This window comes from Bradyrhizobium sp. 138, from assembly GCF_023074075.1.
Taxonomy (GTDB): Bacteria; Pseudomonadota; Alphaproteobacteria; order Rhizobiales; family Xanthobacteraceae; genus Bradyrhizobium.
The window spans coordinates 215,616-240,494 of sequence record NZ_JADPKT010000020.1; the positions used below are offsets into that span (position 1 = coordinate 215,616).

1 protein-coding gene (cut by a window edge) is annotated in these 24,879 nt (G+C 64.9%); it reads left to right on the forward strand.

Annotated features, from left to right (window positions below; all coding sequences use genetic code 11):
• Positions 1–24,879: the 5' portion of a tandem-95 repeat protein gene (locus IVA79_RS11615; protein ID WP_247552976.1), read on the forward strand. 15,519 nt of this gene lie beyond the right edge of the window; 24,879 of the gene's 40,398 nt are visible here — the first part of the coding sequence; it begins with the start codon at positions 1–3; its stop codon lies beyond the right edge, outside the window.

A 24,879-nucleotide genomic window follows, 5' to 3' on the forward strand; every position in this document is an offset into this window, starting at 1 on the left:
ATGTCCCGGGTCCGTTGCGTGCTCGCGGGAGCACCGCCCGCGGAGAAAGCCAACGCACATCGCAAGAACGAATTGCTGACGAGCGTTTCGCGCCGCTTTCTGTTCGAAACGATCGAACCGCGGGTGTTGCTGTCTGCCGACCTCGCGCCGACCGCGACGGTGCACACACCCGAGGATCCCAATACAAACATCGTCTCGCTGCCGCCGGTTGCGCCTTTATATGCCGCTGCAAGCGAGGTGCGGGTGTTGTCGGATGTGCCTGCCGCGCAGGTCACCAATCCCCAGGCTACTCCATTGAGGGAGGACGCCGACGTCGTCGCCGCAAGCTTCACCTTGCATGTCGAGGGTGCGGGCGATGCGGTGGGCAGCTATCAATTCCAGCTTCCCGAGCCCGTCGATGCGCCCTCTGCCGGCCCGATCAGCAATTCCGGCCAGGTCCTGCCGGAGACGACGCGCGCTGCAGAGGGGCCGGGTTTCGCTCCTGCCAGCTCGAAACCGATCGTCTTCGTCGATTCGGCGCTGCCCGACTATCAAGGCATCGTCGGGGCCATTTCGAGCGATCCGGCTGCAAGCGACACCGAAATCGTCGTGCTCGACTCCACCAAGAGCGAGATCGCGCAGATCACCGACGTGCTGGCCGATCGCACCGGCGTCACGTCGGTTCACATCTTCTCGCACGGCTTCGAGGCCAGTCTCGGTCTAGGTGCGACGCAGCTCGATCTCGCCGGACTGAATGAGCATGCAAACGAGCTTTCGAGCTGGCGCTCGGCGTTGCAGCCGGGAGCGGACATCCTGCTCTACGGATGCGATGTCGCCGCAGGCGACGACGGCACGGCCTTCATCAACCGCTTCTCCGAACTCACCGGTGCCAACGTCGCCGCGTCGACCGATGACACGGGCAGCTTGCAACAGGGCGGCAACTGGACCCTTGAAAAGAGCACGGGGTCGATCGAGGCGGTGCTGCCGGCGGCGGAGACTTCGCTGGCGTCCTACGATCATCTGCTTGCGGCGGTGCAATGGACAGGCGGTGGCGACGGCACCTCATGGAGCGACGCACGGAACTGGAGCGGCGGCGTCGTCCCGGTCGCCGGCGATTCCGTCACCATCGCCGCGGCGGCCGGTGATCCCGCGATCACGATCAGTTCGGCCGCAGGCGTGGTCAAGATCCAGAGCCTCAATTCGGCCCGCCCGATCACCATCGCGAGCGGCGCGACGTTGCAGGCCGCCACGGTCGACGTGTCGCGCAACATTACGCTTGCCGGCGGCACCATCCAGGGCGGCGTCGTCACGGCAAGCAACGGCGCAGCGATCGCCGTCAGCGCCGACAACACCGCGGGCAATCTCGTCGGCGTGACGCTGAACGGCGACGTCCAGATCACAGGCGCGAATTCGGTCCTGCGCGTCAGCAGCGGGCTGACCCTCAACGGCACGATCCACGTCGCGGGCGCGAGCACGCAGGTGCGATCGTTCGGCGACCAGACCTTCGCGGGCAATGGCACGATCTCGTTCGAGGGGACGAACGGCTCGATTCGTCGCCTCACCATCGAAGGAACGTCGACGCTGACGCTGGCCAGCACGTTCAAGGTCGTGGGCGGCTACAGCTCGATCGGCGATTATTGGGAAAGCGGCGGCACCAAGAATCTGGTCAATAACGGCCTGATCTCGTCGTCCACCGTGGCGCAGACGCTGACGCTGCTGCCGATCAACAGCTTCACCAACGCAGGCACGATCGAGGCCGTCGCCGGCGGCATCCTGACGGTGAATGCCGCCTCATGGACCAATACCGGTACCGTCCATCTCGACGCCAATACGATCAGCACCGTCAACCTCGGCGGCACATTCAACGACACCGGCGGAATCGGTACGTTCGATCGCGCCGGCGGCGTCGTGAACCTGGTCGGGACGTTGAACAATACCGGCGCGACGCTGGCGCTCAATGCGGCGACGGGATCGTGGAATTTCCTGGGCACGATCAGCGGCGGTACGGTCAGCTTCGCCAATGGCGCGGCGTTGCTGCTCGCCGGGGACAGTTGGGCAGGCACTTTCACCGGCGGCGTGACGCTCAATGGTGACATGACGGTCTCGGGCAACACCGCGCGGCTGCGCGTCAGCGGCGGCCTCACTCTGAACGCCACGATCCACCTGGTCGGCTCCAATGCACAGGTGCGCTCGCTCGGCACGCAGACGTTTGGCGGCAACGGCACGATCTCGTTTGAAGGGACGTCCGGCTCGGCCCGCCGCTTGACGATCGAAGGCGCATCGACGCTGACACTCGCCAGCACCTTCAAGGTGGTTGGCGGCTACGGCACGATTGGCGAGCAGTGGGAAAACGGCGGTACCAATCATCTCGTCAATGACGGCCTCATCTCGGCAAATGTCGCTGGTCAGACGCTGACCACAGCCTGGAGTGCCACTTTCGCCAATGCCGGCACGATGGAGGCGGTCGGAGGCGGCGTTCTTTCGCTCGTGAACAGCTGGACCAATACCGGCACCTTGCATCTGGATGCCAACGCGGCCAGCACCGTCAATCTGGGCGGCAATTTCACGACCGCAGGCCTCGGCACGATCAGCCGCGCCGGCGGCGTGGTCAATCTGACCGGCACACTGAACAACACCGGCGCGACTTTGGCGCTGAACACGGTGACGGGATCCTGGAATTTTCTCGGTACGATCAACGGCGGCACAGTGGCTTTCGCTGACGGCGCCACGTTGCTGCTCACCGGTGACAGTTGGGCGGGCACCTTCATCGGTGGTGTGACGCTCAACGGCGATCTGACAGTCTCGGGCAACACTGCGCGGCTTCGTGTCGCCGGAGGCTTGACGCTGAACGGCACGGTCCACCTGACCGGCTCGAACGCCCAGATGCGCTCGCTCGACAATCAGACGTTCGGCGGCAACGGCACGATCTCGTTCGAAGGGACGTCCGGCTCGACCCGCCGCTTGACGATCGAAGGCGCCTCGACGCTGACACTCGCCAGCACCTTCAAGGTGATTGGCGGCTACGGCACGATTGGCGAGCAGTGGGAAAACGGCGGCACCAATCATCTCGTCAACAACGGTCTCATCTCGGCGAATGTCGCCGGTCAGACGCTGACGGCATCCTGGAGCGCCACCTTCACCAATGCCGGCACGATGGAGGCCGTCGGAGGCGGCGTTCTGTCGCTCGTGAACAGCTGGACCAACACCGGCACGCTGCATCTGGATGCCAACACGGCAAGCACGGTCAATCTGAGCGGCAATTTCACGACCGCAGGCCTTGGCACGATCAGCCGCGCCGGCGGTGTGATCAACCTGACCGGCACGCTGAACAATACCGGCGCGACTTTGACGCTGAACGCGGTGACGGGATCCTGGAATTTCCTCGGTACGATCAACGGCGGCACCGTGGCTTTCGCCGACGGCGCCACATTGCTGCTCACCGGTGACAGTTGGGCGGGCACCTTCACCGGCGGCGTGACGCTCAACGGCGATCTGACCGTCTCGGGCAATACCGCGCGGCTTCGCGTCGCCGGAGGCATGACGCTGAACGGCACGGTCCACCTGACCGGCTCCAGCGCCCAGGTGCGTTCCTTCGGCAATCAAACTTTCGACGGCAACGGCACGATCTCGTTTGAAGGCACCACCGGGTCGGCCCGCCGGCTGACGATCGAAGGCGCCTCGACGCTGACGCTCGCCAGCACCTTCAAGATCGTCGGCGGATATGCGTCGGTTGGCGAGCAATGGGAAAACGGCGGTACCAATCATCTCGTCAATAACGGTTCGATCAATTCCAACGTCTCGGCTCAAACGTTGACGGTCGGCGTCGTCGGCGTCTTTACCAATTCTGGTCTGTTCCAGGCGACGAACGGCGGCACCGCCGTCGGCAACAACATCGCCATCGCGGGCGGCGGTATCGCATCGGCGACCGATTCCGCGCTGACGCTCGGCGGCAACTGGAGCAACAGTGGCGCGATCAATGTTGCCAATTCGACGCTGAACCTCGGCGGTACCTTTACCACCGCAGCCATCGGCACGATCAACCGCACCGGCGGCACGGTCAATCTCACCGGCACGCTGAACAATGCCGGTGCGACGCTGACGCTGAACGCGGTGACGGGATCCTGGAATTTCCTCGGTACGATCAATGGCGGCACGGTGGCTTTCGCCGACGGCGCCACATTGCTGCTCACCGGTGACAGTTGGGCGGGCACCTTCACCGGCGGCGTGACGCTCAACGGCGATCTGATCGTCTCAGGCAACACTGCGAGGCTTCGCGTCGCCGGAGGCATGACGCTGAACGGCACGGTCCACCTGACCGGCTCCAGCGCCCAGGTGCGTTCCTTCGGCAATCAAACTTTCGACGGCAACGGTACGATCTCGTTTGAAGGCACGGCTGGGTCGATCCGCCGGCTGACGATCGAAGGCGCCTCGACGCTGACGCTCGCCAGCACGTTCAAGATCGTCGGCGGCTATGCGTCGGTTGGCGAGCAATGGGAAAACGGCGGCACCAATCATCTCGTCAACAACGGTTCGATCAATTCCAACGTCTCGGCCCAGACGTTGACGGTCGGTGTCGGCGGCATTTTTACCAATTCTGGTCTGTTTCAGGCGACAAACGGCGGCACCGCCGTCGGCAATAACATCGCCATTGCGGGCGGGGGTATCGCATCGGCGACCGATTCCACGCTGACGCTCGGCGGCAATTGGAGCAACAGTGGCGCGATCAATGTTGCCAATTCGACGCTGAACCTCGGCGGTACCTTTGCCACGGCAGCCGTCGGTACGGTCAACCGCACCGGAGGCACGGTCAATCTCACCGGCACGTTGAACAATACCGGTGCCACGCTGACGCTGAACGCGACGACCGGCTCCTGGAACTTCCTCGGTACGATCAATGGCGGCACGGTGGCTTTCGTCGACGGCGCGACTTTGGCGCTTTCCGGTGACAGTTGGGCCGGCACCTTCACCGGCGGCGTGACGCTCAACGGCGATCTGACCGTCTCGGGCAATACCGCGCGGCTTCGCGTCGCCGGAGGCATGATGCTGAACGGCACGGTCCACCTGACCGGCTCCAGCGCCCAGGTGCGTTCCTTCGGCAATCAAACTTTCGACGGCAACGGCACGATCTCGTTTGAAGGCACCACCGGGTCGGCCCGCCGGCTGACGATCGAAGGTGCCTCGACGCTGACGCTCGCCAGTACCTTCAAGGTGGTTGGCGGCTATGGCACGATCGGCGAGCAATGGGAAAACGGGGGCGCCAACAAGCTCACCAACAACGGAACGATCACGTCGAACCTCGCGGGGCAGGCGATCAGCATCGTCACGGGCGCGATCACCAATTTCGCGAACGCCACGCTGACCGGCGGCACGTGGCAGGCCCTGAATGGCGCGACCCTGCGCATGCTGCTGCCGCAGGCCATCGCGACCAACGCCGCCACGATCGTCGTGGACGGCGGCAATTCGAATCTCTACCGCGATTCCGGCTCGAGCAACGCGCTGTCCGGCCTGATCGCCAACGCGGCCGGCGGCAGCCTGACGATCACGAACGGCTACGATCTCACCACGGCCGGTGATTTCGTCAATGCGGGGTCGATCACCGTCGGCACCGGCAGCGTCTTCGGCTTGAGCGGCCAATTCACCCAGACCGGCGGCAGCGTCGACTTGCAGGGTGGTACGCTCGGGGACACGCGCCCACCGACGGGCAGCGCCCTGCATTTCGACGGAAACGACTTCGTCGAAATGGCCGACAGCGCGGCGCTCCATTCATCCAGCGATCTCACCGTCAGCGGCTGGTTCAAGGCGGACGGCTTTCCGCGGACGTGGCAGAACATCGTCTTCAAGGGCGATGGCCCCGATACGGTCAGCGGCAATTCCAATCGCGAGTTCGCGCTCTGGCTCAACTCTTCGGGCTATCTCTATCTCAGCTCGACGCCGCAAAGCCGCGTCAGCGTCGGACAGCTCGACCTTGCCACCGCAGCCGGTCTCATCAAGGCTGGCCAATGGTATCATTTCGACGCCGTCATCAGCACGTCGGGCAACTTCATGCGGCTCTACGTCAATGGCGATCTCGCAGCCGAGCGGACCTACGATCCGAGCGGCATCCGCGATACCACCGGGCCTTTCCGGATCGGGCAGGCGCCGGGATGGGACAATTCCTTCCAGGGCAGCATCGACGAAGTGAGCGTCTGGAACGTCGCGCGCAGCGCCGAGGCGCTCCGCACCGACATGTACCGGCGCCTCACCGGCGATGAGACAGGTCTCGCCGCGCTTTGGAATTTCGAAACCGTCGGTGCGACCGTCAGCGACGTCACCGGTCATGGCAATACCGGCTATCTTGGTAGCGTCCTCACGAGCCAGCCCGCCTGGACGTCGGACTCCGCCCTGTCATTCGACGGTGTCGGCGACAATGTCCAGATTGTCGATGCGGCCGCACTTCGCCCGACCAACGCCTTGACGATGGAGGTCTGGGCGACGCTGGGACCCAACTTCGACTCGGGCTCCCGTTCCATCATGGCCAAGGCGGTTGGTTCGGGAGTCAATGATTCCTATGCCATCTGGTATTCAGGCGGCCAGCTTCACGCCGGGCTTGGCAACGCCTCCAGCGGTGCACAGGTCAACTATACTTGGAGCCCGGCACAGGACAGCTGGCACCACATCGCGTTCAGCTATGACGCAACCGGCTTGAGGCTCTATGTCGATGGCGCGCTGGTCGCGTCCAGCGCGTCGACCGCGACGCTCGACTATGACAGCCATCCGCTGGTCATCGGAGGCGACTACGACTTCAATCAGCTGGCCGGGTTTTGGGCGGGAAAGATCCGCGATGCGAGGCTCTGGAACGTTGCGCGGAGCGTCGCCGAAATCCAAGCCGATATGAACAGCACCCTGGCCGGCAACGAGACCGGCCTGGTGGGCAATTGGCGGCTGGACGATGGCGTGGGCATTGTGGCGCGCGATGCGACGTCCAACCACAACGACGCGCTGCTGGGCGGTTCGTCGGGCTTCCAGCCGACTCAGGTTTTGACCAATGCGCCTCCGCCCGTAACGACATCGCTCGTCTTCAACGGTACCGACAACAACATCCAGGTTGCCGATAGCGCGGTACCGCGCCCGACCAATGCACTGACCATCGAGGCCTGGATCAACACGGGCGACAATTTCACCTCGAACGTTCGTCACGTCCTCGGAAAGACCGTCGGAAGCGGTAGCCAGGATTCCTACGTGGTCTGGTACGAGAACGGGTCGTTGCGGGCCGCGGTCGGCAATGCGTCGACGGGCGTGTCGATCGCCTACAATTGGGCGCCTGTTCAGAACACCTGGTATCGCGTCGCATTCACCTATGATTCGAGCGGCCTCAAGCTCTATCTCGACGGATCGCTGGTCGCCTCCAGCACCTCGACCACCACGATCGGCTATGACAGCCACGCCCTGACCATCGGCGATGATTTCAACAACGAGCGGCTGGGCATGCCCTGGTCCGGCAAGCTCGCGGAAGTGAGTCTCTGGAACATCGCGCTGACGCAGGCGCAAATCCTGGCGACGGCGCAGCCTCTGAGCGGCACCGAGGCGGGGCTGATCGGCTATTGGAAATTGAACGAGGGCAGCGGAGCCGTTGCGCGCGACTCCTCCGGCACCGGCGCCGACGGTACCATCGCGGGTTCTGCGGTCGTATGGATCACGACACGCAAGCCTGCGGTGAACATCCAGGGCGGCACGCTCTCCGGCAGAGGCGTTGTCGCGGCAGACCTCACCAATGCGGGGCAGATCAGTGTCGGCGGCACCGGCGCGGCGGGATCGCTCGTCGTCACCGGCAATTATACGCAGACCTCTGCCGGCGCCCTCAACGTCGAGGTCGGAGGCATCTCAGCCGGCTCGCAATTCGATCAGTTCCTCGTCGATGGTGCGGCGACGCTCGCTGGCGCTCTCAATGTCAGCCTGATCAACAGCTTCCAGCCGACCTCGGGACAAAGTTTCGAGATCGAGACGTTCGACTCGCATCTCGGCACGTTCGCGACGATCAACGGCCTGCCGCCCGGGCTGGTCGCCAATTACAGCGCGACCGACCTCACCCTGATCAGCCAGGTGGTCGGCATCACGGTGGTTCCGACATCAGGCCTTCAGACCACCGAGGCCGGCGGCAGCATCAGCTTCTCGGTCGTGCTCGACGGCCGGCCGACAGCCGACGTCCTGATCGATCTCGACACCGACAATGCTGCGGAAGGCACGGTCTCGACCACGACGCTGCGCTTCACGCCGCAGGATTGGGACACGCCGCAGGTCGTCACGGTGACCGGCGTCGACGACAAGATCCAGGACGGCGACGTCGTCTATCACATCATTCTCAGAAAGGCGGTCTCGGCCGACGCCAGCTACAACGGCTTCGATCCGAGCGATGTCACGATCACCAATCGCGACGACGACCATGCGGGCTTCACCGTCACGCCGATCTCCGGTCTCGCGACGACCGAATCGGGAGGGCAGGCGTCCTACACGGTCGTGCTGAACAGCCAGCCGCTGGCCAACGTCATCGTCAGCCTGTCCTCGACCGTGCCGGCGGAAGGCACGGTCACGCCGCTCACGCTGACGTTCACGCCCCAGAACTGGAACGTGGCGCAGACGGTCACCGTGACCGGCGCTGACGATCAGCTGATCGACGGCGACGTTGCCTACAAGATCCAGGGGACGGCGGGCAGCACCGACGCGAACTACAATCAGCTCAGGCTAGCGGACGTCAGCCTCGTCAACCGCGACAACGACACGCGCGATCTGCAGATCGGCAATCTGAAGCTGACGCCGGCAACGGGCCTGCAATCCGGCGGCACCGTGACGGTGGAGTGGACCGTCACCAATGTCGGCAACCTCGCGACCTCGGCGTCCTTCAGCGATCTGATCGTGGTGAAGAACACGACGACCGGACAGACGCTCGTCAGCACGACGGTGCCCTACGACCAGAACGCCAACGGCCCGATCGCGGCGGGCGCCTCGCGGCAGCGCCAATACAGCTTCCGCCTGCCGGACGGTGCGGCCGGCGTCGGGCAAATCCAGGTCACCGCGACCGTCAACTACCAGCGCGCCGTGGTCGAATCCGATGCCGTCGGCACCAACAACATCGCGAGCGTGACGCAGACGGCGACGATTGCGCCCTATCCCGACCTTCAGGTGAGTGGATTGGTTCTCAGCGGCGTCTCGCTGCAGCCGCCGGCCGGCGTCTCGAACCTCTTCAATCACAACCTCATCGTGAACGGGAATGCGGAAGCCGGCGCCGCGGGCACTCCGTTCCCGGGATGGACCGTGACCGGCTCGCCCGAATTGCTGGCCTACGGCGCGGGCGGACCATCCAGCACGGATCCGGGTCCTGCCGACAGAGGCACGCACCTCTTTGCCGGCGGGCAGAACAGCGCGCAATCCTCGCTGTGGCAGACCATCGATCTGGGCTCGGTCGACGCGACCATCGATGCCGGCGCTGCTTACTTCGCGTTGGGGGCATATCTCGGCGGATTCAGCGGCCAGGACGATTCCGCATCACTGACGGCCCAGTTCGTCGCGGCCGACGGCACGGTGCTCGGCACCACGGCGGTCGGCCCCGTCACGGCTGCGGATCGCGCCAATGCGACCGGCCTGCTGGCGCGAACGGCCACCGATCTCGTCCCGGTCGGCGCCCGCAAGGTCGTGATCACCCTGGCGATGACGCGACAGGGCGGCAGCTACAATGACGGCTATGCGGACGATCTGTCGTTCTCGCTCTACACGAGCAACGCCACAACGACGCTGCAATCGGGCGACCTGGTGGTCGTCAAATGGAACGACACCAACACCGGCAACGCTGCGACCTCGGGCGCATGGCAGGACCGCGTCGTAGTCCGCAACATCTCGACCGGACAGATTCTGATCAGTCAGAACGTCCCCTACGATCCCGCGGCTGCGAGCAATGGCAACATCGAGGCGGGCGGTCAGCGCGCGCGTCAGATGGCCTTCCTGCTGCCGGACGGTGCGGCCGGCGTCGGCAATATCGAGGTCACCGTCACGACTGACGGCGCCAGCAACAGCGTATTCGAGTACAATGGCGGCGGGACCGCCGAGGCCAACAACAGCGCGGTTGCCACCGTCGCATCCTCCATTGCGTCCTACCCTGATCTCGTCGTCGGCAACATCACCGTCGATCCGGCAAGCGGCGTGACGTCGGGCAGCTCGGTCACCATCCGTTGGAACGACACCAATACCAGCACCAGGGCCACGCCGGTCGGGTGGACCGACAAGGTCGTCATCCAAAATGTGACGACTGGAGAGACGCTTGCCACCTTGCTGGTACCTTATGATTCCGCGGCAGCAGGCAACGGCAGCATCGATCCCGGTGCGTCGCGCGCCCGCCAGGTCAGCTATCAGCTGCCGGACGGGACACGCGGCATCGGCCAGATCAAGGTCACGGTGACCGCCGACAGCGCCAATGTGCTGGTCGAGAATAATGCGGACGGCTCGGCGGAAAGCAACAATTCGGGCACGCTCACCTTCGCCTCGGTCAGCGCGCCTTATCCCGATCTCCAGGTTGCCAACATCAACGTCGATCCAGCCGGCCTGACATCGGGCGGATCGTTTACGGTTCGCTGGGACGACAGCAACACCGGGACGAAAGCGACGCAGTCCGGCTGGACCGATCTGATCGTCATCAAGAACCTGACGACGGGCGAGACGCTCGCCAGTGTCGCCGTGCCTTACGACCCGGCTCAAGCCGGCAACGGCGCAATCGCGGGCGGCGCCTCGCACACGCGGCAATATATCGGCAAGCTGCCGGACGGCAGCCGCGGCGTCGGCCAGATCCAGATCACCATCACCGCCGACAGCAACAATAATGTCTCCGAGTTCAATGCGGCAGGAACGGCGGAGAGCAACAACGCTGCAACCAAGACCGTGACGTCGACGGTCGCTCCCTATCCCGATCTCACGGTCCGCAATCTCTCCGTCGAGGCGCCGAACGGCCTGCAGTCGGGCAGCACCGTCGTGCTGCACTGGGACGACAGCAACATCGGCACTTCCGCCAGCAGCGGTTCCTGGTACGATTACGTCACGATCAGGAATCTCACGACGGGTGAGACGCTCGATACGATTCCGGTCGCCTACACGGAATCGGCAAGCGGAAATGGAGCGATCGCCGCGGGCGGCTCGCGGGCGCGCCAGCTCAGCTACACGCTTCCCAGCGGCCTTCGCGGCACAGGCCAGATCCAATTCATCGTCTCGACCGACAATTTCAACCAGGTGTTCGAGCTCAACAATTCGGGCAGCGGTGGCAGCAATACGGCGGAGAGCAACAACACCACAAGCGTGACCGTCACGTCGTCGGCCGCGCCGGCGCCCGATCTGCAGGTCGCCAACCTGGCATTGACGCCTTCCGCCGGGCTGCGCTCGGGCGACGGCGCTACTCTGAGCTGGACGGTGCAGAACACCGGCAATGCCGCCGTCACCGGCTCGTTCTATTCCCACCTGGTGGTCCGCAACGTCACGACCAATCAGGTGGTGGCTCTCGGCGACGTTCTGTACGACCCCGCCGCGGCAGGCAATGGGTCGATTACGGCCGGCGCAACCCGCGCGCAGCAATATGCGTTCACGCTGCCTCCGGGATCCCCCGGCGCCGGCCAGCTCGAAATCACGGTCACGACCGATTTCTACAGCCAGGTGGGCGAGTTCAACGCGGCCGGCGCAAACGGCTCCAGCACGGCCGAGAGCAACAATTCGGCGACCATCACGGCCTCGTCCGCGCTCGCGCCTTACGCCGACCTCGTGACCTCGGCGGTCACCGCGCCGAGCCTGACCATCGGCGATCCCGCGACGGTCACGATCGGATGGACGGTCACCAATGCGGGCCAGGCCGCGACCACGGTCGGCAATTGGAGAGACGTGATCATCGTCTCGTCCGACACCAATCCGAGCCATGGCACGGTGATCGGCCAGCTCGATCACGTCGGCGCGCTCGCGGCCGGCGCGACCTATCAATCCAGCCTGACGATCACGCTGCCGCCGAGATACCAGACCCATTCGCATCTGTTCGTCCGCACGGACGCGGGCGACGCCGTGTTCGAAAACGGCGTTGAGGCCAACAATGCGGCGGAAGCATCGAACATGTTCGATGTGGTCACCGCTCCGTTCTCCGATCTTGCCGTCTCGAACGTCGTGGTCGCTGCGACCGCGGACAGCAGTCGCCCGCTCGAAATCTCCTGGACCGTCACCAACCAGTCGCCGCATGCGATCGGCACCACCGATCGCTCCGCATGGGGCGACAGCGTCGCGCTGGCATCGGACCCGCTGGGCAAGAACATCGTCGCAAATATCGGCAGCTTCGACCACGTCGGGGCGCTGCAAATCAGCGGCAGCTATACCCGCACCGGCACTGCGATGATCCCGGACGGCCTGCACGGCACATTCTATGTGGTGGTGACGACCGGCGGGCCGTCGGAATTCATCTACACCACCAACAATTCCGCCGTATCGGGACCCGTCACGATCAATCTGACGCCGGCACCCGACCTCGTCCCGGGCACGGTGGTTGCGACGACGCCGGGATCGACCGCCCAGGTCAGCCTTGCCAACGCCGGCGACAAGATCGACATCAGCTGGACCATCCAGAACGCCGGCGGTGGTCCGGCCAACGGTACCTGGATCGACAGCATCTACCTGCAGGAGGTCGGCGGCCAGCATCGCACCTTCGGTCTCGGCGCTTTCGATTTCAACGGGCCGCTCGGTGCCGGGTTGTCCTACAGCCGCTCCGAAGTGGTGCAACTGCCGAGCAACGTCGCCGGCGTCTTCCAGCTGATGATCAAGACCAATGCCGGTCTGTTCCCGATCTACGAGCCGGTCGGGGGCAACAACACGCTGGCCGATCCCAACACGATCACGCTGGTGGTGCCGCCGAATCCGGACCTTCAGGTCTTCTCCATCGACAATTCACCGGCCACGGCGAATGCAGGCGGGACGGTCGCGCTCGACTTCACGGTCATCAACCAGGGCATCGTCGACGCCAAGGGCCATTGGAAGGACAAGGTCTACATCTCGCTCGTCGATCATCTCGACGGCAGCGCCATCCTGATCGGAACGTTCGACAATCTCTCCGCCCTCGCGCCCGGCGAGAAGTACAAGATTTCGACCGGAAACATGCTGGTGCCGAAGCGGCTCGGCGGACCGGCCTATCTGATCGTCGACACCAACGCGAATGACGGCGTCGGCGAATATCCGAATGCGAACAACAACACCTTCGTCAAGGCGATCTCGATCAACGCGGAGCCTCCGGCGGACCTCGTCACAGGCAACGTGGTCGCGCCGAGCCAGTCCTATGACGGCTCGACCATCACGGTCTCCTACCACGTCGACAATCTCGGCCTCGAGCCGACCGACCAGGAACATTGGACGGACACGATCTGGCTGACGCGCGACAAGACCCGGCCCAACGTGACCAAGGGCGACGTGCTGCTCGCCACCATCGCCCATAGCGGCGTGATCGGCAACGATCCCAGCGTGATCACGCTGCCGACCGGCTACGACGTCACCGCGACCGTGACACTGCCTAAGCATCTCTCGGGCGAGTTCTATATCACGGCGTGGTCCGACTCCTTCGACGTCGTGCACAAGAGCATGCAGGACGTCAACGTCAATCCGGACGATCCGAACCGCTCCAACAGCGACAATTACAAGGCCCGCGCGATCACGGTGCTGTTGACCCCGCCGCCAGACCTGGTGGTGACGGCGGTCACGCCGCAGGCGACGGGCGTCGGCGGCGAGGACTATACGGTCAGCTGGACGGTTCAGAACCAGGGCACCAACGCGACCGAGAATTCACTGCTGTTCGATCATGTGTACCTGTCGGATACGCCCACCTTCGTGCCCCCGAACACCGGCAAGGATACCGGCAACCAATGGTTCCTCGGCTCGGTCGCACACAACGGCATCGTCAATTCGAACGGCAGCTACACCAATCAGGCGACGTTCAAGCTCGCCCCCGAAATCGCGGGCAAATACGTCATCGTCGTCGCCAACGCCGGCGGATACAACGAAGGCGGCAGTTACGTGGCCCCGACATGGGAGGGCCAGTATACCGGCAACAACGTCAATGTCGGCAACACCAGCGTCACGCCGCGTCCGGTGGCCGACCTTCGGGTCACCTCCGTCACCGCGCCGCCGGCGAACTATTCCGGCGAAGCCACGACGGTCACCTGGACCGTGCAAAATTTCGGCGCCGACGCCTGGCCGGCCACGCGTTATTGGGTCGATGACGTCTACTTCTCGCGCTATGCGACGTTCGATCCGAGCCAGGTCACCTTCGTCGGTCGCTACCCGCACAGCAACGCTGAGCCGCTCGCCAGCGGCGGAAGCTACACGCAAACGGCGACGTTCACCCTGCCCAAGGGGATCGGCGGCACGGCCGCGGACCCGCAGCCCTATTACGTCTATGTGATGACGAACGCGGAAGGCAATACGTCCGCCCGCACGCACGACAACAGCAGCGCGCGGGAATCGTTCACCGTCCGTGGCTACGAGGACGTCAGCAACAATCGCGGCTCCGGTGTTCTCCCCGTGATCTACCGCGAGCCGGATCTCCAGGTCACCAATCTCATCGTTCCGACCGCCACGCCTTACTCCAGCCAGATCGTCCCGATCACCTTCACGGTCACCAATCTCGGCAACCGCGACACGCGCGAAGGACGTTGGACCGACCGCGTCTTCCTGTCGCTCGATCCGTCTCTCGACGGGCACGACATCGAGATCGGCTCGCTGTCGCACAGCAGCATCCTGGCCACAGGCTCCAGCTACACCGTCACCGTCAACGCACAGCTCCCCGACGGGATCGGCGGGGATTACTACGTCCTGGTCTACACCGACAGCACCGCGTCCGGAACGCTCGACGTTCCCGGCCTGATGTACAGCACCGGGATGGGCGACGTCCCGGAGTTTCAGGGCGAGGGCAACAACATCACTGCGGCCTTCATGCCGGTGTCGATGGTGCCGCCGCCGGATCTCCAGGTCACGTCCATCCTGGCACAAGGGCCGGACCCGCTGCAGCTCGACCACGTCCTGACGGGACAGTCATTCACGGTGACCTACCAGGTGACGAACACCGGCGGCGGCCCGACGCCGGACCGCCAGGGCAAGTGGGACGATTATGTCTATCTGTCGCGGGATCAGTTCCTCAGCGATGCCGACATCTATCTTGGCACCGCGCGCCATGTCGGCGGTCTCGCCGCCGGCGCCAGCTACCAGACCACCCTCACATACAAGGCGCCGAAGAGTCTGACGGGCCCGTGGTATGTCTTCGTCCTGACCGATCCGCCGACTGCGACATCGCCGGTCACCGGCATCGTGTTCGAAGCCGACAAGGAAACCAACAACGCCAAAGCGACGGCCACGCCGCTGCTGATCGACCAGCCGCCGCCGTCGGATCTGGTCGTCGACACCATCACGATTCCGAATGGGGCGATGTCCGGCGACCTCGTGCATCTGACCTGGACGACGAAGAATGCCGGCGTCAACGCTGCAATCGGGGCATGGCGCGATGTCGCCTATCTCTCCAGCGACAACACCTGGGACATCAACGACAAGCCGATCGGCGCCTATGATCACAGCGGCACTGTGCTGCCGGGCGAGTCCTATAACGGCGTGGTCGACGCGCGGTTGCCGCCGGCGACGCCGGGGACGTACCGGATCATCGTCAGGACCGACATTTTCGACGACATCGCCGAAGCTCCGACGCAGAACAATACGACGACGTCCGCGAGCGTTCTCCAGGTCTCGGTGCCTGAGCTGCATCTCGGCGTGGCGCTCGACACGACGCTCAGCACCGGCCAGGACCGGTTGTTCCAGGTCACGGTGGCGCAAGGTCAGACCCTCCAGGTCGATCTGACCTCACCGGATTCGACCGCGGCCAACACCCTGTTCCTGCGCTACGGCGCGCTGCCGACGGGCGCGACCTATGATGCGTCCTATCAAGGCGCCGTGCAGGCCAATCAGGTCGCCGTCATTCCGTCGACCGTTGCGGGCACCTATTACGTGCTGGTCCACGGCCAATCGGAGCCGGCGCCCAATACGCGCGTGACCTTGCGCGCCCATCTGCTGCCGTTCGGTATCATCGACGTCGTCCAGGACCAGGGCGGCGACAACCGATACGTCACCACGACGATCCATGGTGCGCAGTTCGACGCGCAGGCGGTCGTGAAGCTGGTTCGTCCGGGCTTCGCGGAGTACGAGCCGGTCAGCTACAAGGTCATGGACCCCACGCGGATCATCGCGGTCTTCGATCTGCGCAACGCGCCGCACGGTCTCTACGACGTCGAGGTCATCAATCCGAACGGCCTGATCGCCATTGCACCTTATCGCTATCTCGTCGAGGAAGCGCTGCCTGCCGATGTCAGCATTGCGCTCGGAGGACCGCGCGTCATCTGGGGCGGCCAGAGCGGCCTCTATGGCTTCACGCTGGCGAGCCAGACCAATGTCGACATTCCCTATGTCCAGTTCCAGTACGGCGTTCCGGGAACGCCGCTGAACGAAGGCGTGCCGTATCTCGGCGTGACCACGAACGTCACCGGGACACCCAACGTCGCCGACGTGCCCTGGGCCAGCATCGTGCCGATGACGAACACCAACGGGCAGTCGCTGACGACCGGCTACGCCTACGATCTCGCCACGCGTGCCAACACCACCTTCAGCTTCCTGGTGCAGACCTATCCGGATGGCCTGCCGCCCGGTAACCAGAGCGAGCACCCGGGCGTCACCGCGTTCGCGTTCAACATCATGGGCGCGGCCACGGCCCTGACGCCCGAGGAGTATGTCGCGCAGCAGCGGCAGTTCGCCGAGACGCTGCGCGTCAACATCCTGAAGGATCCGACGGCGTCGTCCGCCCTGCAGAACCTGGCGGCCGACGCAGAGTCGTGGGTAGACCTTTATCTGACCGCCCTGACGCAGGCCGGTCTGTTGCGGCCGGTGGACCAGCCGCCGGAGATCCATGACAACCCCGTTCTCGTCAGCCTCCAGGCGACATTGGCCGCGGGCATTCTGGCCGGTCCCGCCGGCAAGCAGATCATCACCAACGGCAACCTGCTCCAGTTCTTCAGTCAGGTGCAGCAATGGTACGGCAACGATCCGACCAAGACGACGCCGTACCAGACCATCAAGGAAGATACGGTCAGCCCGCACGAGCCGACCACCTATGTCAGCTTCGACCCGCCGCCGGCGAGCGACTTCGATCTGCACGCGGCCTCGCCGACGCATTATGTGGCGAACTACGTTTACGTCCCCTGGGCCAATAGTTGGGACTTCCCCTGGACCCAGCACGGGAACGATCAGACCCACCCCGAGAATCAGAATTTCATCAACGTCCAGCCGCCGAACTTCGCATCCTTCTTCAATGGCAGCGGCCGGACCGGTCAGGCGTTCCTGAACGGGCCGCTGGGCTATGGGACGGATCAGTTCGTCCCCGCGGGCGTTGCCGAGCCCTACACCATCCAGTTCCAGAACGCTCCGCACGCCTCGACGGTCGGCGAGATCAACATCGTGACGCAGCTGGATTTCGACTACGATCCTCGCTCGTTCCGCCTCGGCGATCTCCAGATCGGCGACATCAAGGTTCACCTGCCCGGCGGCGTCGGCTCGTTCCAGAACGATTTCGACTTCACTCAGAGCAAGGGCTTCATCCTGCGCGTCAGCGCCGGCATCGAGCTGTCGTCCAACACGCTGAGATGGCTGCTGCAGGCAATCGACCCGTTGACCGGCGAGGTCATCCAGGATCCCACCAAGGGATTGCTGCCGCCCGACAACGCGCAAGGCGATGGCCGCGGCTTCGTCAGCTACACCGCAACGCCAAAGGCGGGGCTCGCCACCGGCACGCAACTGACGGCAGAGGCCCGCGTGATCTTCAATACCGCTGCGCCGATGGATACGCAGCAACTGACCTTCACGCTGGACGGGCAGGCGCCGGTGACCACGCTGACGTCGGCGCCCCTGGTGCAGGGCGGCGCCGACTATCAGGTGCAGTGGAGCGCGAAAGATGACAATGGCGGCAGCGGCGTCAAGGACGTCACCGTCTATGTTTCGGTCGATGGCGGCAACTACGCCACCTGGCTGAAGCAGACGACCGAGACCTCCGGCATCTACAACGGTCAGGCCGGCCACACCTACAAATTCCTCGCGCTGGCGACCGACAATGCCGGCAACCGCGAGCAGGCGCCGCTGGGCGCTTCGGTTCCGAATAGCGACGCCTCCGCCAATCTCGGCGCGACGCCGACGGTTTCCGGAACGACCCAGGATTTCGGCACGCCGCCGGCGCCGTCCCCGCAGCCTTCGACCAATGCGCTGTTCGTTCAGACGCAGCAGGGCATTCCATCCGCAATCGTCCAGACGCGCGCGTCCGAATTCTCGACCGTGCTCGCGCCCTTCACGGCGCAAGCCTTCGCCACTGGAATCGGCACGAGCGGTGCGGGTATCGGCCCCATGGCCATTCTGGTCATGCCCGACGGCACGGTGCTGGTCAGCGGCGGCGCATCGCGCAACCAGATCTTCAAACTGAGTGCCGAAGGCGGGCAGGTGGGAGCGCCGCTGGTCACGCTGCCCGAGCCGATCTACGACATGGTGCTCGACACCACCCGCAACGTGATCTGGGCTGCCACCGGCGGCGGCCCGCTCTACGAGCTCGACGCCGCCACCGGCGAGGTGATCGATCGGTTCGGCGATTCCCTGACCCAAAGCCTCGCCATCCAGCCGGGCACCGGTCTGATCTACATCTCGTCGGGCGACGGCATCGAGGTGTTCGACCCCGTTGCCAAGACCTTCAGCCACTTCAGCGACATCAGGGTCGGCAGTCTGGCTTTCGCGCCCGACGGCAAATTGTGGGCCGTCACCTGGCCGCACAATCAGGGCCAGGTCATCCAGTTCACGGGAACGCCGCTGAAGCCGAAACTGATGTTGTCGTTCGACGACGATGTCGGCTCGATCGCTTTCGGAGCTGCAGGTTCGAAATTCGATGGCCTGCTGTTCGTCTCCCACACCGAAGCATCCAGCGCCGGCGCCGTGCTGTCGATGGTCGACCTCGCGACCATGAAGGTCGTCGACATCGCCAGGGGCGGTACGCGCGGCGACATCGTCAGGACCACCGCGGATGGGCGTGTGTTCCTGAGCCAGTCGCATCAGGTCGACGTGCTCGGTCCGGTGCGCGCGCCGCATGTGGCCAGCACCAATCCACCGCCCGACGCGTTCGTCCCGCTGCCGTTCGCCAACATCTCGGTGACCTTCGACGAGGACATGCTGGCCGATGCCGCGAGCGATCCGCGCTCGGTCCTCAACCCCGACAATTATCAGCTGCGCGGCGATGGCGCCGGGCTGATCCCGATCCAGGCGATCGCCTACGATCAGACGACGCGGACGGCCGTTCTCAGCTTCGCGCCGCTCTATGCGGATCATTACCAGCTCAAGGTCCTGACCTCAGTCCAGAGCGCCGCCGGCCTTGCGCTCGCCGAGCAATACTCGACCGAGTTCACTGCCGTCAGCGACGTCACCTCGGTGCTCGATGTGTCCTTCTCGCTGGCGCGCAGCGACCGCGACACCGGAACGATTTCCTTCGACGTCACGGTGACGAACAAGAGCTCGCACAATCTGGTGCTGCCGCTCGTGCTGAAATTGACGCCGACGCAGCATTTCGACGGTGAACCGCTTGGCACGGCCGGGCGCGCCGCGGACGGCTCCTGGCTGATCGATCTCAGTTCGAACCTGCCGGCCAACGGCATCCTGCTGGCTGGACATTCGACCACCGGCCGGACCATCACGGTTGCCGATCCCAATCGCCGGCCGGTCACGTTCGACCCGAGTGTCAGCGGCGTGCTGACCGGCAACGCGCCGCCCGTCTTCCTCACCTATCCCATCATGTCGGCTGCGGCGGGGGAGGCCTATACCTACCGCCCCACCGCCTTCGATCCCAACGGCGATCCGCTCTCCTTCGTGCTGGTGAAGGGGCCGGACGGCATGACGATCAACGCGGCCACGGGGCTCGTGTCCTGGATGCCGACGCCGAACAGTCTCGGCCGGACGACGGTGGCCCTGCAGGTCTATGACGCAGGCGGCGCTTACGACACGCAGACTTTCACGCTCGTCGTGACCGGCGTGAACCGGGCGCCGGTCCTGGCCGCGCTCCCCGCCGAGATCGCCGGCAAGGAGGGCGAGGCGCTCACTATCCCGGTGCAGGCAACCGACCCGGACGGCGACAGACTGATCTATTGGGCCAATAATCTGCCGCCCGGGGCGACCTTCGATGCGCAGCAGCACGCCCTGATCTGGGCGCCCGACTTCCACGCCGCCGGCACCTACACCAACGTCACCTTCGTCGCCAGTGACGGCATCCATGAGGTGAGCCAGGTCACGACGATCGTGATCGCGCCGACGCCTCAGCCGCCGAAGCTGATCAAGCCGGCCGATTTCACCGCCGCCGAAGGCGTTCCGGTCCGCATCGCGTTGCAGGCGACCGATATCGACGGACTGCCGCTCACCTATTCGAGCAATCTGCTGCCGCCGGGCGGCTACCTCGACTCCAAGACCGGCGTGTTCACCTGGACGCCCGACTACACCCAGCACGGCGTCTATACGATCCCGTTCACGGTCAGCAACGGCCAGGCCAGCACCACCCAGACGACCACGATCGCGGTGCTGAACGTCAACGCCGCGCCGACCTTCCAGAACCTCGACGTCTTCCAGGGACCGGAAGGGCAGAAGATCGAGTTCCGTGTTCAGGCGCTCGATCCCGACAATCCGACCTTCACGCCGCCGGACCGCGCCGCCGACGGCAAACTGGTCTACAGCGATCTCAACATTCCGACGGTCAGCTACGTGCTGAGCGGCATGCCGCAAGGCGCGACCTTCGATCCCGATACGCTGATCTTCAGCTGGACGCCCGGCTTCGGCGCTGCCGGACAGCATGTCGTCACCATCACGGCGACCGACAACGGCGACGGCACCGGGCAGCCGAAGGTCACGACCCAGCAGGTCACCCTCACGGTCCTCAACGTCAACCGCGCCCCGCAGGTCGCTCCCGTCGCCAATCAGAGCGTCGATCATGATGGCGTGCTGACGGTGCCGGTTTCCGCCGTCGATGCGGACGGTGATCCGCTCAAGCTCTCGATCCTCGGCGTGCCGGCCTTCGGCGCGTTCGTCGACAATGGCGACGGCACCGGTGTCTTCACGTTCAAGCCGACCGCAGACGACCGCGGCAACTACACGATCTTCCTCACCGCGACCGACGATGGCGACGGCAACGGCATCAATGCCGCGCTGTCGAGCACGCAGTCCTTCGTCCTCACCGTCAACGCGCCGGACCGTCCGCCCCATGTCGCTCCGATCGGCGACAAGGTCGCCGTCGTCGGTCAGCCGTTCCAGCTCGTTCTCAAAGCGGTCGACGCCGACCAGGACCCGCTGACCTTCAGCGCGACCGGGCTGCCGCCCGGTGCGGTGCTGTCATCCAACGGCATCTATGGCCATAGGGTGCTGACCTGGACGCCGACGAGCGCCGATGTCGGCAAGTACAGCATTTTGGTATCGGTGTCCGACAGCGGCAATGGCGATCCTGCCAACGTGCTGGAAGACCATCAGCTGTTCACGCTCACCGTGCGCACCAGCAACCAGGCCCCGGCGTGGGTCGCGGCCGGCGATCAGACGGCTGCGGCCAATCAGACGCTGAGCGTGTCTCTGCACGCGATTGATCCCGACGGCGACACCGTCACTTATTCGGCGACGAATCTGCCCGTCGGCGCCAGGATCGATGCGGTTTCGGGCGTGCTGACCTGGACTCCCGGCCTGTTCCAGGTCGGCAAGTACAGCGGCATCGTGCTGTCGGCGACGGATGGCAGCCTCACGACGACGCAGACTATCGCCATCACCGTGGTCGCCTCCAACGAGGCACCGAAATTCATTCCGTTGCAGCAGCAGTCCGGCCGCGAAGGCACCAAGCTCCAGTTCGCGATCTCGGCCGCTGATCCGAACGACGATCCGCTGACCTACAGCGTGGTGTCCGGACTGCCGATCGGCGCGACGTTCGATCCGACGACGGCCCAGCTGATCTGGACGCCCGGTTTCGAGCAGACCGGCGATTATGCGGTGGTGTTCAAGGTGGTCGATCCCGGCGGGCTCACCGACAGCCTGACCGCCAACATCCACATCGACAATGTCGATCGCGCGCCGACGCTGCAGGTCACCGACCATAACGTCGTGGTCGGCCAGCCGCTCAGCCTCCAGCTGATCGCCAGCGACCCCGATCTCAACACCCAGCTCGGCTTCTCCGCCCTCGGCCTGCCCGACGGCGCGACGCTGGACCCGCATACGGGGCTTTTGACCTGGACGCCGGGACCGACACAGACCGGCGACTACGCGATCAAGTTCACGGTGACCGACGGCGAGCTCAGCACGTCACGTGTCGCGACGCTGCGCGCGACGCTCGTCCCGGCCGCGCCGCAGGTGATCGTCGAAATCACGCCGAGCTTCCCGGATGTGCCGGGAACGCCCGTGCTGCTGCACGTCGCGGCGTCCGGCATCGCCCCGATTGCCGGTCTGACCTTGTCGGTGAACGGGCAGGCCCTGACGCTCGATAGTCACGGCCGCGCCAGCTATACGCCGCAAGTGCCCGGTGTGTTCGCCGTCGATGCCACGGCGACCGACGCCGATGGTCGCACCGGCACCGCACTTACGGTGCTGAAGGTTCGCGATCCCAACGACCACGCGCCACCGATCGTATCCTTTGACAACATCGCCAGTCACGCGCTGCTGACCACGGCGCTCGATCTGCATGCGACCATCAGTGACAGCAATCTGGATTCCTGGGTGCTCGAGCAGGCCCTGGTCGGTTCGAGCGCGTTCACGACGCTGGCCAGCGGCAATGCGCCGGTCACCGGGACCGTCCATCATTTCGATCCGGCCGCCTTGCGCAGCGGCGCCTACCAGCTCCGGCTGACCGCGACCGACGTCAGCGGCCGCAGCACCGTGGTGCAGATCGTCGTCGAGGCCGACGCTGTCGCAAAGCCATCGGCCTACATTCAGAACTTCACCGATCTTTCCGTGGTGCTGGGCGGCACCACTGTCAATCTCGTGCGGTCCTACTCATCGCTGGACCAGGACATCGCGGGATCGTTCGGTTATGGCTGGCGCCTCGCCAACCTCGATCCGCAGATCCAGACCAGCATTCCTCCGACCGGCCGCGAGAGTCTCGGCATCTACAATCCCTTCGTCGACGGCACCCGCGTCTACCTGACGCTGCCGGACGGGCAGCGCGCCGGCTTCACCTTCACGCCCGAGAAGCACGTGCAGCTCGGCGTGACCTATTACACGGCGAAATTCACCGCCGATCCCGGCGTGACCTATCAGCTCGCGTCCGCAGCCGTGCCGCTCAGCAAGGGACCCAACGGCTATTACGAGCTGCAGACGGCGCGGCCCTACAATCCTGTCGACGGAGCGTTCGGCGCGGCCGACTACACGCTCACGGCGCCGGACGGCACGATCTATCATCTCAGCACCACGCAGGGCGTGCTCGACCAGGTCTTGCCCGGCGGCAACAAGCTCTATTTCAGCGATGGCGGCATCCTCGCTTCGAACGGCGATTCCGTGCGGTTCACCAGGGATGCCGCAGGCCGGATCACCTCGATCGTGGCCTCCGACGGCACGCGCGTGGTCTATTCCTACGACAGTGCCGGCAACCTCGCGTCCGCGCACAACACCAACAGCGGGCAGAGCAGCCGCTACGGCTACGCCATCGACGACCCACACCGACTGATCGTGGCGACGTCCCCAGCGGGGCCGGCCGGCAGCGTCATCAATTACGGCACGACGGCCGAGGTCGCACCGCTCACGGCCAATCTCGGCGGCCCCAGCGATTTCGGCGCGAGCACCTATCAGGGCTCGCTGCCCGCCGGCGCCAGCAATTACCTGGCCTTCAATCTGCGGCCGTCGGAGCTGCGGTCGACGCCGACCGATGCCGTGCTGCTGGGCGTTCAGATCACGGCGGCGAACGGCAGCGCGTTCCAGCCCGGCGCGCCCGTCATGGCCGGGTTGACGCCGCTGATCCAGCGCAGCGGCAACGGCACGTCCTTCGCGCTGTTCGCCGTTGGTCGCGATGGCGTCAACCTGCTCGAGATCCTCGGTTCCGACGCCGCAACGTCGGGCGACTACACGGTCCAGCTCTTCGTGGTCGGCGATGCCAACCAGGACGGTACGGTCGATGGTTCGGATAGTGCATTGCTGAGCCAGGCCTTCGGCAAGTCGTCAGGGCAGGCCGGCTACCTGCTTGGGGCCGATGCCAATCGCGACGGTGTCGTGAACGCCGCCGACGCGCAGCTGCTCGGCAACAATTACGGCTTCCACGCCGCCCCGCCGCCGGTCGCGCAGGACAAGCAGGTCCTCACCCACATCGACCTTCCGCTCACGATCGACCTGAACACGATCTCGAACGATCCGGAAGGCGATCCGCTGTTCTTCAAGCTGATCTCCTCGCTGAACGGCACGGCGACGCTGAACCCGGACGGCCACACGGTGACGTTCATTCCGGAACTCGGTTTCTCCGGCCATGCCGACTTCGAGTTCCTGGCGGACGATGGTTTCAACAAATCGTCGGTAGCGACCGTCACCGTCGACGTCAGCACGGCCGCGCTCGTCAATCTCGACTTCCAGAACCGCGCGCCGCGCCTTGGCGCAGGCGCGACACAGATGATGGTGCTGGTGGGCGACTTCGAGGACCAGCAGGACGTCTTGCTGCCGTCATCCTACGTCTCGTTCCAGATGCTGGATGCGTCGGTTGCCTCGATCTCCGGCGCGGGCCGGGTGACGGCGCTCCACGACGGCACCACGGTGCTGCTGGCGACCAGTCACGGCGTCACCGGCGCGACAGCGGTGACGATCGGTGTGCCG